A 15,562-nucleotide genomic window follows, 5' to 3' on the forward strand; every position below is an offset into this window, starting at 1 on the left:
CAGCTTCTTCACGCTTGCTTTTAATGTAATCAGCGGCCCATGCATCAGCATCAGAAACATGATATTTTTCGCATATTTCCGACGCACTTCCAAGATTTTCAATTATCTCTGTGCTCCTTTTCCCGTTCCTTCTTACATCTTGTATCACATGGTAAGTGGGATTTGAGGATTTCCCCTTCATTATGCGCATCTATGGTACCTCCACAACACTTAGTATTATACTAATATTTTACCACTATATACGCATATACGCAATACACACGATTTAAATTTGCGTAAAAAATAAAGCCATGACTGGCTTCTGAGGATTTTAGGTGTCAAACTTCCGGGTTTTAGGTTGAAATGTTAAGCGGTATATGTAAAAATACCATTCAGGTGTCAAATTTTAAGATATACATATTGTGGTTTATGTATTACAATATACTATATAGTGGTTAGACAAATTTGACATACATAATCTACTTAATGTTGCACTAGTAACTTTACATAGATTCTGAGGGTGGTATCGTTTTTTTCGCTAGAGAGGAGAAGATATTATGAGAGAACAGTGGAGAGGATTTAAAGGAAATAAGTGGACTGATGAAGTTAACTTAAGAGACTTTATCCAGAACAATTATACTATGTACGAGGGAGATGAGAGCTTCCTTGCAGACGCAACAGATGCCACAGACAAGCTTTGGGGCAGATTACAGGAGCTTCAGAAGGAAGAGCGTGCTAACGGCGGCGTACTTGAGTGTGAGACAGAGGTGGTTTCAGGTCTTACAGCTTACGGCCCCGGTTACATAGATGAGTCAATGAAGGACCTTGAGACAGTTGTTGGTCTTCAGACAGATAAGCCTCTTAAGAGAGCATTCATGCCTTACGGCGGAATCAAGATGGCTGAGCAGGCTGCAGAGACATATGGCTTTAAGGTAAATGAGAAGTATCACAAGATTTTTACAGAGTATCATAAGACACACAACCAGGCTGTTTTTGATGCGTATACACCTGAGATGATGGCAGCTCGTCACAGCCACATCGTTACAGGACTTCCGGATACATACGGACGCGGACGTATCGTTGGTGACTACAGAAGAGTAGCTCTTTACGGTATAGATTTCCTTATTGAGCAGAAGAAGGAAGATTTCTCACTTTGCGGATGCGGCGTTATGACTGATGAAGTTATCCGTCAGCGCGAGGAGATCGCAGAGCAGATCCGTGCACTTCGCGGAATGAAGGAGATGGCTTCTGTTTACGGATTTGATATTTCACAGCCTGCAACAAATGCAAGAGAAGCTGTTCAGTGGTTATACTTTGGATATCTTGCAGCTATCAAGACACAGAACGGTGCTGCTATGTCTGTTGGACGTGTTTCCACATTCCTTGATATTTATATTGAGAGAGATCTTAAGGAGGGTACACTTACTGAGTCTGAGGCACAGGAGCTTATCGATCATCTCGTTATGAAGTGCCGTATGGTTAAGTTTGCACGTATCCCCAGCTACAACCAGCTCTTCTCAGGTGATCCGGTATGGGCAACACTTGAGGTTGGCGGACTTGGAATGGATGGTCGTCACATGGTTACAAAGAACGACTACAGATTCCTTCATACACTTGAGAACATGGGACCTTCACCTGAGCCTAACCTTACAGTACTGTATTCTTCAAGACTTCCTCAGAACTTCAAGAAGTATGCAGCTAAGATTTCTGTTACAACATCTTCAATCCAGTATGAGAATGATGATGTTATGAGACCTGTATGGGGTGACGATTACAGCATCTGCTGCTGTGTATCAGCTACACAGACAGGTAAGGAGATGCAGTTCTTCGGAGCAAGAGCAAACCTTGCTAAGTGTCTTCTTTACGCTATCAACGGCGGTAAAGATGAGAAGTTCCTTGATAAGCAGGGCAACCACATGCAGGTAGGTCCTGAGTACGCTCCTATTACTTCTGAATATCTTGATTATGATGAAGTAATGGCTAAGTACGACAAGATGATGGATTGGCTTGCAAGCCTTTATGTAAATATCCTTAACCTCATCCAGTACATGCACGATAAGTACTACTATGAGGCAGCTGAGATGGCTCTTATCGATACAGATGTACGTCGTACATTCGCTACAGGTATCGCAGGCTTCTCACATGTTGTAGATTCACTTTGCGCTATCAAGTATGCAAAGGTTAAGACTGTTCGTGATGAGTCAGGTCTTGTAGTTGATTACAAGATCGAGGGAGACTTCCCTAAGTACGGTAACGATGATGAGAGAGCTGATGAGATCGCAGTATGGCTCCTTAAGACCTTCCTTAAAAAGGTTAAGAAGAACCACACTTACAGAAATTCAGAGCCCACAACATCTATCCTTACTATCACTTCCAACGTGGTTTACGGTAAGGCTACAGGTGCTCTTCCGGACGGAAGACCTGCATTTGCTCCTTTTGCACCCGGTGCAAACCCGGCTTACGGCGCTGAGCAGAATGGACTTCTTGCTTCACTTAACTCAGTAGCTAAGCTTCCTTACGAGTATGCTCTTGATGGTATCTCCAATACACAGACCATCAATCCCGGAGCACTCGGACATGATGATGAAGAGAGAGCAGACAGACTTGTAAACGTAATGGACGGATACTTTGATCAGGGAGCTCACCACCTTAACGTTAACGTATTTGGTGTTGAGAAGCTCAAGGACGCTATGGAGCATCCTGAGAAGCCCGAGTATGCTAACTTTACAATCCGTGTATCAGGTTATGCTGTTAAGTTCATCGATCTTACAAGAGAGCAGCAGCTTGATGTTATTAACAGAACTTGCCACGAGACAATGTAATTTACATATTAGTGTAAAAAGGAAACGGAAGCGAAAATCGCTTCCGTTTTTTATTATAGCCTTCTCCCGTTAGGGGCGCACGACATCCGGGGGATGTCGGTTTTGCGCCGACCGAAGCGGAGCGGAGACAAGGTGGCACGAAGTGCCAGATGAGGGTGTCGCCGAAGGCGACCGATGAGTGTTACTAAAACGAAAAAGGATTTTTATGACAGATAAGAAAGAACTAACACAGTATTCTCAAAAACTAAGGAAAGAGATGACTAAAGAGGAACGGCACCTTTGGTATGATTTCTTAAAAGGCTTGGATATATCGATTAGAAGACAGAAAGTAGTTGGGAATTATATCTTGGACTTTTATTACCCAAAGAAAAAAGTAGCTATTGAATTAGACGGATCACAGCACTTTGAAAAAGAAGGCAGGGATAAAGACATCATAAGGGATAATTTCTTAAAAGAACGAGGAATTACTGTGCTAAGATACTCAAATTATGATATTAACATGAATTTTGAGGCTGTTTGTGAAGATATAGCCAGGAAGTTGGGGGGTGTTGAGTAGAGTGGAGCTTTATAGAGAACCCTCATCCGTCGCCTACGGCGACACCTTCCCCCTAAAAGGGGGAAGGCTTTGTCCAGGTGATCAGTTTTAACTAGCTATCCTTTGGAAGGGGGAAGGTTTTACTTTGGTGATCAGTTTTAACTAGCTATCCTTTGGAAGGGGGAAGGCTTTACTTTGGTGATCATTTTTATACTGCTAAATGCAGCAGCTGAGTTGCAATTGTAAAGTATGCAAGAAGTGAAACCGCATCAACGATGGTGGTGATCATAGGTGATGCCATTACTGCAGGGTCAAAGCCCAGCTTATCAGCACACATAGGCAGCAGGCAACCGATACTCTTTGCAATTATTACTACAAGGAAAAGAGTAAGGCATACAACAGCTGCAACCGGTAGTGCCAGTTTATCGATCACAAGCAGCTTTACAAAATTGGCAAGGGAAAGTGTAAGGCCGCAAAGAACGGCAACCCTTACTTCCTTCCACCAAACCTTGAATATCTCTGAAAACTCGATTTCTCCAAGGGACAGGCTTCGGATAATTGAAACGCTGGCCTGGGATCCTGCATTACCGCCTGTGTCCATCAGCATGGGAATGTAAGCTGTAAGAACCACATAGGCTGACAGGGCATCGGAGAATTTCGTGATAATGGCACCGGTAAAGGTGGCACTTATCATCAAGAACAAAAGCCATGGCATTCTGTTTTTATAGACATCCAGGATTCCGATACGTGAGTAGGGCTTATCGGAAGGAATGATAGCTGCCATCTTCTCGATATCCTCGGTAGCCTCTTCTTCGATGATATCTACAACGTCATCGATGGTGATGATACCGATCATACGGTTCTCGTTATCAACAACAGGCATGGCCGTGAAGTCGTACTTCTGGAACATGTGGGCTGTTTCTTCCTGATCCGTCATGGTATTGATACTGATGACATTGGTATTCATAATGTCACCGATCTTTTCATCGGCATCACGGATAAGCAGGTATCTCAGTGCGACAGTTCCGACCAGTATTCTTTGGTTTGTAACTACATAGCAGATATTGACTGTCTCGGAATCAAGTCCTATCTTCTTTATTCTCTCAATGGCCTGAGCAACTGTCATGTACTCCTTCAGGTCCACATACTCCACTGTCATCAAGGATCCGGCAGAGTCCTCAGGGTACCTTAGAAGATGATTGATGTCGGCTCTGGTATCGGGTCTTGCGTTGGCAAGAATTTTCTTTACGATACTTGCGGGCATCTCTTCCAAAAGGTCAGTTGCATCATCGGCCATCAGGTTATCGATGATATTACCGGCTTCCTTATCGGACAGTGACTGAATAATGTACTGCTGATCATCTATCTCCAGATTGGCAAAAACATCAGCTGCAATATCTTTTGGGAGAATTCGGAACATTTTAAGAGAATCCTCATTCTCCATGTCATCCATGATCGCAGCCACGTCGGCAGTATTCATGTCCTGAAGAGTCTGACGCAGCTTGGTGTACTGCTTGTTTTCCAATAATTCTTTTATAAGATCAAAAATGGTGTTGTCTTCCATAGAGCGCTCCAATATAAGAAAGTATTGATAACTAGAAGTTTAGCATACTTTTGAAAAAATATTTCAAATTTTTATAATTTCTTAATCTTTTTCATAGTAATGTTCGTTGAGGGCGAAAATGGCTGATGGTAGAATAAAAATAGGATAATGCATTATTTTTAGACGTAATTACGTTTAGAGGCTTCTTATGGAGAAAGTCAGGAAATGGCAAAACTGGCTGCTTGTAGCAGTCTGTATTGTTATTAATCTCATAGGAAGAAATATAGCGGCTTTTTTTGGCATGCCTTTTTGGCTTGATACCATTGGGACGCTGATTTCAGCTATAGTGCTAGGCCCGATCGGAGGTTCGATCTGCGGGCTTTTGACTAATGCAATCGTTACGGTTCTTGATTATGAACCCTTTGCTTATGCCATAGTCTCTGTGGGTATAGGTGCATTCGTGGGTTATTTTTTCCCTAAAGCAAAAAAATATACCATGTTTGAGGTGGTGGCATCTTCAATTGCTGCAGGACTGACTGCGGTTATTTTATCTACTCCTCTTAACATGATTTACTATGATGGCCGCACAGGAAACATCTGGGGTGATGCTCTTATAGACATGCTCTCCCAGGATGTTAATGTGCCTGTTATCTGTACGGTTCTTGGGGAAGCCTTTGTTGATATACCTGACAAGGCCTTAAGTGTATTTATAGGTGTATTTCTCATTAAGGTATTTAAGAAATTAGCAGACAGAAGGAAGAATGATAGAAGAGCAGGGCTTTTATTGATGGCACTGGCTTTATTAATGATACCCTGCAAGGCAAAGGCAGCTGATTTTGCATCGGAATATGCGCCGTACATTTATACGACAGATGATGGTCTTGATACGGTTGAAATAAATGCTGTCGCCCAGACAGAAGACGGCTTTTTGTGGGTTGGGACCTATGCCGGTCTTTACAGATTCAACGGTGCAAGATTTGAAGAAATCATTCTGGATGACCAGATCAGTAATGTCATGCAGCTGGAGGTAGATAGCGAGGGCAGACTTTGGATAGGAACCAATGATAAAGGAATAGCATGCTATGATCCTGATACCAATAAAGTAGTATTTTATTCAAAAAATGAGGGGCTGTCTAACAATTCCGTACGCGCAATCTGCGAAGATAAAGAAGGCAATATCTATGTGGGTACGGCAGTTGATCTTTGCAGAATATCCAAGGACGGCAAAGTATATTGCTTAGATCATGCCAAGCTCAACGGTGTAAGAAGCCTTAGCTGTAATGACGATGGCATTATTGCAGGCGTAACCACAGGCGGTGCCCTGTTTTTTATAAGGGATGGAAAAATAGTATACAGAACGATTTATCCCGGCTTTGATGTTTACTATACTGAGGTTGCTGCAGGAAGGGGAAACACCTTTCTTATAGGAACCAGTGATAATTATGTTGCTCTTGCCACATTTAAGGATGATGATGCGGAGTTCGGAAAAAAATTCACGATCAGTAACGGAACGTATTTCAATAAACTGAAGTATTCGGAAAAGGATGGCGGATATTTTTACTGCTGCGAGAACGGTATTGGATTTATCACGAACGAAGGAAGAGAGACAGACCTTTCTTTGAACGAATTCTCCAGCTCAGCATCGGATGTGATCATAGACTATCAGGGTAATATCTGGTTTGTTTCTGCCAAGCAGGGCATCGTCAGATATGCCTGGAATCCTTTTCAGGATATGTTTATAAAGGCCAAGGTTCCGTCAGAAGTTGTTAACTGCGTGCACATTAAAAACGGACTGCTGTATGTCGGTACCAATGAAGGCCTCATCACAATAGATCTGAAGACCTACTATGCCGTTCCCATCGATCATCCGGAGCTTTTTGAGAATGTCAGGATCAGAGATATCCTTGAGGATAAAAATGGAAATTTGTGGATCAGCACTTATGGAAAAAGCGGTCTTATCGAGCTTCGTGATGATGGCACATTCAGGTTTTTTAATGAGAGCACAGAAAACACCGAGGGCGGAAGATTTAGAACAGCTTTGGAATTGTCTGATGGAACAATAGTGGCAGCCACCAGTACAGGACTTAACTATATCAGAAATAACAGGGTTGAAAAGACCATGGGAGAGGCACAGGGAATTCAGGCGCAGATTCTCTGTATGATTGAGATTGCAAACAAGGATATTCTGGCAGGAACCGACGGTGATGGAATATATATCATAAGGGATGGCGAGATAATAAATCATTACAAAGAGGAATCCGGACTTGATTCCCTTGTTGTAATGAAGATTATTCCCTGCGGAGAAGGCGAATATATCTACGTTACAAGTAATTCCCTTTATTATTACAAGGACAATAAAGTAAAAAAGCTAAGCAAATTCCCATACAGAAATAATTACGACGTGTATTTTACAAATGACGGAGATGCCTGGGTCACATCCAGCGCCGGTATTTTCGTGGCAAATAAAGATGACCTTTTGGAAAACGGAGAATACAACTATACACTGCTAAATAAGAGCAAAGGTCTGTATTCATCTCTTGTAGCCAATTCCAGGAATGCTGTCTATGGCGATTTTATGTATCTATGTTGCTCAGACGGAGTTCGCAGAATACCTGCAAAATTGGATCATCTTTTTGATGATAAGTACAATATCAGGGTTGGAAAGGTACTGGCAGGAAGCGAAGAGATAAAGGCGAATGCAAAGGGAGAATATATAATTCCTGCCATCTCCGGAAGGATTCAATTTGATGTTGCGGTTCTTAACTATACGCTTTCAAATCCACTGCTTCACATTTATCTTGACGGAATACAGGATGATGGAATCACCTGCTCGCAAAAGGATATACAGTCACTAAGCTATATGAACCTTCCTTACGGAAATTATGGTCTTCATGTTGAAGTCCTTGATACCACAGGAAGCGAGGTAATACGTGAGGAAGTTTTCAAAGTCAGAAAGGAGTCGCAGCTTTTTGAAAGAGTATATTTCAAGATATACCTGTTTTCTGTCTGCGTGCTGTTCGTCATTTTCATTGTCTGGCTTGCGGGAAATATACGCGTGGGAATAAACAGCATAGAGAGATGGCAGAAGGAAGCCAAGATCGATCCAATGACGGGCTTCTTTAACAAGGGATATTCACAGCAGGAGCTTGAAAAAATAGTTGCTAAAAAGCGCGGAATTCTGATGATGATCGACCTTGATAATTTCAAACTTATAAACGATCTCCATGGACATACTATGGGCGATAAGGTTTTGACCAGGTTTGCAGAGCTTGTACGCTCATGCATACGAGAAGATGATTTTACCGGAAGAATCGGCGGCGATGAGTTTGTGGTTTTCATTCATGGTGCATCGGATGAGGGTGCTGTTGCCGAGAAGGCCAGGTACTTAAACGAAGAAATTGTTGTTTCGTGCAGGGAGCTTATGGGCGAAGATTTTGATATTCCTATAAGCGTTTCAATAGGTGCCGTGCTCATTCCCGATGAGGGTACCGAGTATACAGAGCTTTTCAGAAAAGCAGATAAGGCTCTTTACAGCGTAAAACAAAATGGAAAACATGGATACATGCTTTATAAGAAGGCCGGAGTAAGTGCTATGGAAGGCGAAGAGATAACAGCTGCAGGTCTTGCGGGATTAAGAATGATCCTGGGCGAAAGAGGCGATCAAAAAGGAGCATATCTTGTAGATTTTGAAAAGCTTCAGATGATCTACAGACTGTTTGTGCGCATGTCCAAGAGAACCTTTGTAAATGTGTGGATAGTACAGTTCGCTATTTTCAGAAAGGACGAAGGCTTTGTGGAAGATTCCATAATGGAGAAATTCATAGAGGTATTGTCCCTCAACCTTAGAAGTAATGATGTAGTTGCTGCAAATGGCAAAAATAAAGTCATTATCATAATGACTGATACAAGTTCAAGAGATGGCATGACGCCTGTTGAGCGTATAGTTAACAAGTGGGATCAGATTAAGGGACACGAGGACTATGTGCTAAGTTATGAAACAGAGGATATGTAAATACGCAAAAATTCCTTCCTATGTTTTATAAAAACTTGTATGACAAAATGAAAAGGTATAAAATATTTCAGTGATTTTATTTAGAAGGAGTTTTTGAGATTATGCAGTCACGTACAAATACATGTGGTGAACTAAGACTGTCAGATGTCGGCAAGCACGTAAAGCTTGTGGGCTGGATGGAGAACCTTCGCGAAGTAGGCGCAGAGCTTGGTTTCATCGTTTTAAGAGATTTTTACGGCACAACTCAGATCGTCATCGAGAGCGAAGACATGATGAAGATCGCTAAGGGTATCAACAAGGAATCCACTATTTCTGTAGAGGGAGAGGTAAGGGAGAGAAGCTCCAAGAATCCCAAGCAGGCTACAGGTGAGATAGAGGTTGTTCCCGAGAAAATCGAGGTCCTTGGTCGTTGCCGTTACAACGAGCTTCCTTTTGAGATCAACAGAAGCCGTGAAGCTGACGAGTCAGCAAGACTTAAATATCGTTATCTTGACCTTAGAAATCCTGAGGTCAAAAAGAATATCATTCTTCGTAGCAACGTTATCGCTGCTCTTAGAAGCTCAATGATCGAGCATGATTTCATGGAGATAACTACACCTATCCTTACGGTATCTTCTCCCGAAGGCGCAAGAGATTACCTTGTACCTGCAAGAAAGCACCCCGGTAAGTTCTATGCACTTCCCCAGGCGCCTCAGCAGTTCAAGCAGCTCCTTATGACTTCAGGAATAGATCGTTATTTCCAGATCGCACCCTGCTTCCGTGATGAGGATGCCAGAGGAGACAGATGTCCCGGTGAGTTCTATCAGCTTGATATGGAGATGGCATTTGCAACTCAGGAGGATGTATTCGAGATCTGTGAGGACGTTCTTCCTCCTATTTTTGCAAAATACGGTACCTATGACAGAGCGTCAGGAGCTCCTTTTGCACGTATTCCTTACCGTGAAGCAATGGAGAAATACGGCTCAGATAAGCCGGATCTTCGTATCGACCTGACTGTTCAGGACGCTACAGAGGTTCTTAAGGATTGCGGATTTGGTCCTTTTGCAAGCACTGTTTCTGCTGAGGCAGCAGAGGCAAGTGAAGGTGCACTTAAGGCAGGAGATGCTACAGATGTAAGAATCAAGGCTGTTGTAATCTCTGACTTTAAGGAGAGCCGCAAATTTATCGATAAGACAATCGGTGAAGTAGAGGTTCAGGCAGGCGTTAAGCCTTACTGGTTCAGAATAGATGAGAACGGCGAAGTTGTTGGTGGTATCGCCAAGTTCGTTCAGGAGAATAAGGATGCTGTTATTTCAGCTCTTGGCCTTAAGGCAGGAGATCTTGTAGTTCTCAGCTCAGGCAAGCTCCTTCAGGCTCAGAAGACAGCAGGTGTTGTTGTTAAGACCTTTGGCGCAGCTGTTCCCGGACATATGGACAAAGAGCAGTATTCATTCTGCTGGATAGTAGACTTCCCTATGTACGAGATCGGTGAGGAGTCAGGCGAGCTTGAGTTCTGCCACAATCCTTTCTCAATGCCTACAGGCGGAATGGAGACACTTCTTAAGGCAGAGCGTGGCGAGATCGATCCTCTTGAGATCATGGCTGATCAGTATGACCTTGTATGTAACGGTATCGAGCTTTCTTCAGGTGCTGTCAGAAACCATGATCCTGAGATTATGATCAAGGCATTTGAGCTTGTTCGTCTCGGCGAAGAGGATGTTAAGGCTAAATTCCCTGCTATGTACAATGCATTCTGCTACGGCGCACCGCCGCACGCAGGAATTGCTCCCGGTGTAGACCGTATGATAATGCTTCTTTCAGGCGAGCCTACCATCAGAGAGGTAATACCTTTCCCTATGAACAAGAACGCTCAGGACGTAATGATGGGTGCTCCCGGAGAGGTTACAGAGAAGCAGCTTGAAGAGCTTCATATTAAGACAGTTGTCGAAGAATAATATATAATTCAGACTACTCTATAGGTCCACAACCTGTGGACCTATTTTTGCGGCCTTTTTTAAAAGTAAAATGTTTGTAAAATCGACCATAAAGAATTGTTTTTTCTGACTAATACTTGTATTATTGAAATATATGTTGCGGTATTTCGCACTTTTATTAAAAATGTATTGCACTTTTGGGAAAACTCCCAAATTGTCTATAAGAAAAGGTTCCAATGATTAAGAAAACAACCGATTTATCCAAACTTTTCACACAGTTCGCCATGGTGGGTCAGCTGGGATTGTCACTTGTGACACCGCTTCTCATCTGTATTTTTGCGTGCTACATGCTGACAACCAAGGTAGGAGCACCCGGGTGGATTTATATTATCGGCTTCTTTTTCGGGCTTGGGGGATCTATGACGACGGCATATAAGGTCTATCTTGATATCACCAAAAAAAACGAACCCAAGAAACGTCCGGAGAATGAAGTGTCATTCAATAAACATGTATAAGAAAGAGAGAAAAAAGTTTTGTTATGGTAGTTCAGGACGCAGTTAAGAAGGAGACTACTTTTATTGCTGTGGGGACAGTGGTAGTGAGCCTGCTTGTTATTGTAGTATTTTTTATTTTGCATCAATTGGTGCCGGGTTACGCACCTTTTGACTATACGGTCTTCTTAGGGGCGATCGGTGGCACGATCGTGGCTGTTGGCAACTTCTTCTGGATGGGGCTTACAGTGCAGAAGATCACGGGGATGAGCGAAGAGGAAACAGACAGGGCACGCAGCACAATGGCGGTCAGCCTGCGTTATCGCACGATGCTGCAGCTTTTGTGGGTGGTATTGTCTATCTTCGTACCGGCCATCAATCTGGTTACCGGTGTGGCACCTCTTTTCGTTCCCAGTATTTTAATAAAAATTCGCGGGATTCTATCTGCGAGGAAAGGAAGGTGAAAATAAAGTATGAACTTTGAAGTAGCCGGCAGTAAGATCTTTTACACCATTCACACCGGCATACCGGTTCTCGGCGATTTTACCATCAATGAGACGCTGGTTGTAAGCTGGATTGTAATGGCAATCATAACGCTGCTGTGTATCTTCCTGACGAGAAACCTTCAGGTCGAGAATATTTCAAAGCGCCAGGCGATTGCAGAGATGATTGTTGAAGCAGCGCACAATCTGGTTCGGAGCAATACGGGCGGCACCAAGTTTGACTGGCTGATTCCGTTAGTATCCACGATATTTGCCACAAGTATCGTATCGAACCTCATTTGCCTTGTGGGTCTTCGAAGCCCCACAGCCGATCTTTCCACAGAAGCGGCATGGGCCATTGTCGTGTTTATTATCATCACTGCATGCAAGATCAAAGCGGGAGGATTCCTTGGTTATTTGAAGGGATTCACAACGCCGATTGCTGTAATGACACCGTTCAATATTTTGTCAGAGTTGGCAACACCTGTAAGTATGGCTTGCCGTCACTTTGGTAATATCCTTTCAGGTATAGTTATTGACGGACTTATCTATGCAGCTCTGGCAATTGCTTCATCCGCATTATTCGGACTTATACCCGGTGTAGTGGGTGATGTACTTTCAAATATTCCGATTCTGAGCGTCGGTCTCCCGGCAATCCTGGGCGTATATTTTGACTGGTTTACAGGATGTATGCAGGCGTTTATTTTCTCAATGCTGACGATAATGTATATCGCCAATGCAGCAGAGGGATAATTAAAAAATCAAATAAAATAAATGGCCCCAAGCCTTCTCCCTGGGGAGAAGGTGGCAAGAAGTGCCGGATGAGGGGTATATAAAAAACTAGGAGGATTTAAACATGAGTGATTTTCAGATTTTAGCAAAAGGTATTGCACTTGCAGGATGCGGTATTGGTGCAGGATGTGCACTGATCGCCGGTATCGGACCTGGTATTGGTGAAGGAAATGCCGTTTCTAAGGCTCTTGAAGCTATCGGTCGCCAGCCTGAGTGTAAGGGTGACGTAACAAGTACCATGCTTCTTGGTTGTGCTATCGCAGAGACAACCGGTATCTATGGTTTCGTTACAGGCCTTCTGCTTATCTTCGTAGCACCGGGCACATTCATGAACTATCTGAACTAATTACGGATCAGTAGTTACAGCCCCGAAGTAGAAAGTATGGAGGAACACGAATGGGCACACAGGACTTAGTTACAATCGTTCCGTGGAATTTCATAGCTCAGATCTGCAACCTCTTCATTCAGATGTGGCTTATCAAAAAATTCCTTTTCAAGCCTATAAATGAGGTTCTTGAAAAGAGAAGACAGCTCACAGAGAACGAGCTCAAGCAGGCAAGAGAAGCCAAAGAGAAGGCTGACACAATGAAGAAGGAATATGAGACCAGCTTATCCTCAGCTCAGGCAGAAGCAGCAGAGATAGTTGCCAATGCTACAAAAGAAGCTCAGGGCAAGGCTGACAGCATCGTAAAAGAAGCTGAGCAGCAGGCTAAGGGTATCATGGAAAGAGCAGAAGCTGATATCGAACAGGAAAAGAAGAAAGCCATCAATGAGGCTAAGGACACCATCGGCGGACTTGCAATGGATATTGCAGGCAAAGTCGTGGAGAAGGAAATCAACGAGAACGATCATAAGAAACTTATTGATGAATTCATTAACAATGTAGGGGAGGCGTCATGACCAAGGCTGGAGATTTATACGGACAGAGTCTGTATGATCTGGCGCTTTCGGAAAACCTTACGGATGATATCTTAAGTCAGATGGAATCGGTCAAAGAGATTTTCAAGGAGAATCCGGACTATGTAACTCTTTTATCAGAGCCTTCAGTTCCGAGAAAAGAGAGAATAAAGCTTGTAGATGAAGCTTTTGATGGACAGCTCCAGCCGTATCTGCTGAACTTTATAAAGATCCTTATTGAAAAAGGTCTTTTGAGACAGTTTTCGGCTTGTGTAAAGAGATTCAGAAGCAGCTATAACAAGGATCACGGAATCGCTGAGGCGACAGTGATCAGCGCTATCAAGCTTGACGACAGTCAGGTAAGCGCACTTAAGGCAAAGCTTGAATCCATAAGCGGCAAGAAAATTCTTTTAACCCAGAAAACCGATGAAGCTGTTCTTGGAGGAATCCGGGTGGAGATCGAAGGAAAGCTCTATGACGGAACCGTTCAGGGCCGACTTGATGAACTCCGCAGAAAGGTCGACGAGACAGTCCTATAAGTAAGAATAAAACCCACGGAGGCTTTTATAATGGAATTAAAACCAGAAAAAATATCCGAGGTGATTCGAAGCCAGATCAAAAACTATCAAAATGCGATCATTCAGAATGAGACCGGAACAGTTCTTACCGTTGGTGACGGTATTTCAAGAGTATCAGGACTCCTGAACTGTATGTCGGGAGAACTTCTTGAGTTCGAGAACGGCACATTCGGAATGGCTCAGAACCTCGAAGAGACAGTAGTATCTGCGGTTCTGTTCGGCGAAGATGTTGGTATCAGCGAAGGACAGACCGTTAAGCGTACCGGACGCGTTGTTTCCGTACCGGTAGGCGATGCAATGGTAGGACGTGTTGTAAATGCTATCGGACAGCCTATCGATGGCGCAGGCCCTATCGAATCAGATGATTACAGACCTGTTGAAATTAAGGCACCGGGCATCATCGAGAGACAGCCCGTTAAGGAGCCTTTGCAGACCGGTATCAAGGCTATCGACTCCATGATTCCTATTGGACGTGGACAGCGTGAGCTGATCATCGGTGACCGTCAGACAGGTAAGACCACTATCGCTATAGATACGATCATCAACCAGAAGGGTAAGGATGTTATCTGTATCTACGTAGCTATCGGTCAGAAGAGATCAACAGTTACAGGCCTTGTTGCAGAGTTGCAGAAAGCCGGCGCTATGGAGTATTCCATCGTCGTTGCTGCTACAGCATCAGAGCCCAGCCCGCTGCAGTACATCGCTCCTTACACAGGATGTACAATGGGCGAATACTTTATGAACAAAGGTAAGCATGTACTGGTTATCTATGATGACCTTTCCAAGCACGCAGTAGCATATCGTGCACTGTCACTGCTTATCCGCAGACCTCCGGGACGTGAGGCATATCCCGGTGACGTATTCTATCTGCACTCAAGACTTCTTGAGAGAGCAGCTAAGCTTTCCGATGAAAACGGCGGCGGTTCACTTACAGCCCTTCCTATCATCGAGACACAGGCAGGAGACGTATCTGCTTACATTCCTACAAACGTTATCTCCATCACGGATGGTCAGATATTCCTTGAGACCGAGCTTTTCCACTCAGGTATCATGCCGGCAGTTAACCCCGGTATCTCAGTATCCCGAGTAGGTGGTAACGCTCAGATCAAGGCCATGAAGAAGGTTGCAGGAACCCTGAAGCTTATCTACTCACAGTACAGAGAACTGCAGAGCTTTGCTCAGTTCGGTTCTGACCTTGACGAAGATACCAAGTCACGTCTTGCACAGGGTGAAAGAATCGTTGAAGTATTGAAGCAGGATAAGAGTTCACCTGTTGCCGTAGAGAAGCAGGTAGCCATTCTGTACGCGGTTATCAACAACGTTCTTACAGAAGTTGCTGTTACTGATATAGCTGAGTACGAAGCAGGCCTCTTCGATTTCCTTGATTCAAATCCTGACGGAAGCGATGTTATGAAGACAATCCGCGAGACAGGAAAACTTGAATCAGATACCGAAGAAAAGCTTAAGAACGTACTTAAGGCTTATACCGATAATTTCCTTAGCAGGAAATAACAATCA

General features: G+C 43.6%; 12 protein-coding genes and 1 pseudogene. 11 read left to right on the forward strand and 2 right to left on the reverse strand.

Features of this window, described 5'->3' with window-relative positions:
- A pseudogene (locus G608_RS20670) lies at positions 1-190 on the reverse strand (IS1634 family transposase); the annotation flags it as partial.
- Between the two features lie 346 nt (positions 191-536).
- On the opposite strand from G608_RS20670, the gene pflB reads away from it, so the two are divergent.
- A complete protein-coding gene (pflB, locus tag G608_RS0109355) occupies positions 537-2,801 on the forward strand; it encodes a formate C-acetyltransferase (protein ID WP_026495805.1) in 2,265 nt (754 codons plus the stop codon).
- Between the two features lie 205 nt (positions 2,802-3,006).
- On the forward strand, positions 3,007-3,357 hold the full coding sequence (locus tag G608_RS0109360) for an endonuclease domain-containing protein (protein ID WP_026495806.1): 351 nt from the start codon (positions 3,007-3,009) through the stop codon (positions 3,355-3,357).
- Between the two features lie 187 nt (positions 3,358-3,544).
- Here G608_RS0109360 and mgtE read toward each other — a convergent pair whose 3' ends face one another.
- A complete protein-coding gene (mgtE, locus tag G608_RS0109365; RefSeq protein ID WP_026495807.1) occupies positions 3,545-4,900 on the reverse strand; it encodes a magnesium transporter in 1,356 nt (451 codons plus the stop codon).
- Positions 4,901-5,087: 187 nt separating this feature from the next.
- Here mgtE and G608_RS0109370 point away from each other — a divergent pair, with 187 nt between their 5' ends.
- The 9 genes from G608_RS0109370 to atpA all read left to right on the forward strand — a co-directional run bounded on the left by G608_RS0109370 (position 5,088) and on the right by atpA (position 15,556).
- A complete protein-coding gene (locus G608_RS0109370; RefSeq protein WP_026495808.1) occupies positions 5,088-8,891 on the forward strand; it encodes a ligand-binding sensor domain-containing diguanylate cyclase in 3,804 nt (1,267 codons plus the stop codon).
- A 101-nt stretch (positions 8,892-8,992) separates the two neighbouring features.
- Complete coding sequence (gene aspS / locus G608_RS0109375) at positions 8,993-10,825, forward strand: aspartate--tRNA ligase (protein ID WP_051209087.1); 1,833 nt, start codon at positions 8,993-8,995, stop codon at positions 10,823-10,825.
- A gap of 215 nt (positions 10,826-11,040) precedes the next feature.
- Positions 11,041-11,319 (forward strand): AtpZ/AtpI family protein, encoded by a 279-nt coding sequence (locus G608_RS0109385; RefSeq protein ID WP_026495810.1) that lies wholly within the window; start codon positions 11,041-11,043, stop codon positions 11,317-11,319.
- Positions 11,320-11,342: 23 nt separating this feature from the next.
- Entirely contained in the window at positions 11,343-11,759 is a 417-nt protein-coding gene (locus G608_RS0109390) for an ATP synthase subunit I (protein ID WP_026495811.1), read from the forward strand.
- 9 nt (positions 11,760-11,768) lie between these two features.
- Positions 11,769-12,530 carry a F0F1 ATP synthase subunit A gene (locus tag G608_RS0109395; protein WP_026495812.1) on the forward strand — a complete coding sequence of 254 codons (762 nt, stop codon included), beginning with the start codon at positions 11,769-11,771 and terminating at the stop codon, positions 12,528-12,530.
- A gap of 103 nt (positions 12,531-12,633) precedes the next feature.
- Complete coding sequence (gene atpE / locus G608_RS0109400; protein ID WP_026495813.1) at positions 12,634-12,915, forward strand: ATP synthase F0 subunit C; 282 nt, start codon at positions 12,634-12,636, stop codon at positions 12,913-12,915.
- A gap of 50 nt (positions 12,916-12,965) precedes the next feature.
- Positions 12,966-13,469 carry a F0F1 ATP synthase subunit B gene (gene atpF, locus G608_RS0109405; RefSeq protein WP_026495814.1) on the forward strand — a complete coding sequence of 168 codons (504 nt, stop codon included), beginning with the start codon at positions 12,966-12,968 and terminating at the stop codon, positions 13,467-13,469.
- Positions 13,466-14,005, forward strand: a complete 540-nt coding sequence (gene atpH, locus G608_RS0109410; protein WP_026495815.1) for an ATP synthase F1 subunit delta — start codon at positions 13,466-13,468, stop codon at positions 14,003-14,005. The genes atpF and atpH overlap by 4 nt, the downstream gene beginning before the upstream one ends.
- 30 nt (positions 14,006-14,035) lie before the next feature.
- A complete protein-coding gene (atpA, locus tag G608_RS0109415) occupies positions 14,036-15,556 on the forward strand; it encodes a F0F1 ATP synthase subunit alpha (protein ID WP_026495816.1) in 1,521 nt (506 codons plus the stop codon).
- Positions 15,557-15,562 lie beyond the last annotated feature (6 nt).

It is taken from the genome of Butyrivibrio sp. WCD3002 (assembly GCF_000424265.1).
Lineage (GTDB): Bacteria > Bacillota > Clostridia > Lachnospirales > Lachnospiraceae > Butyrivibrio.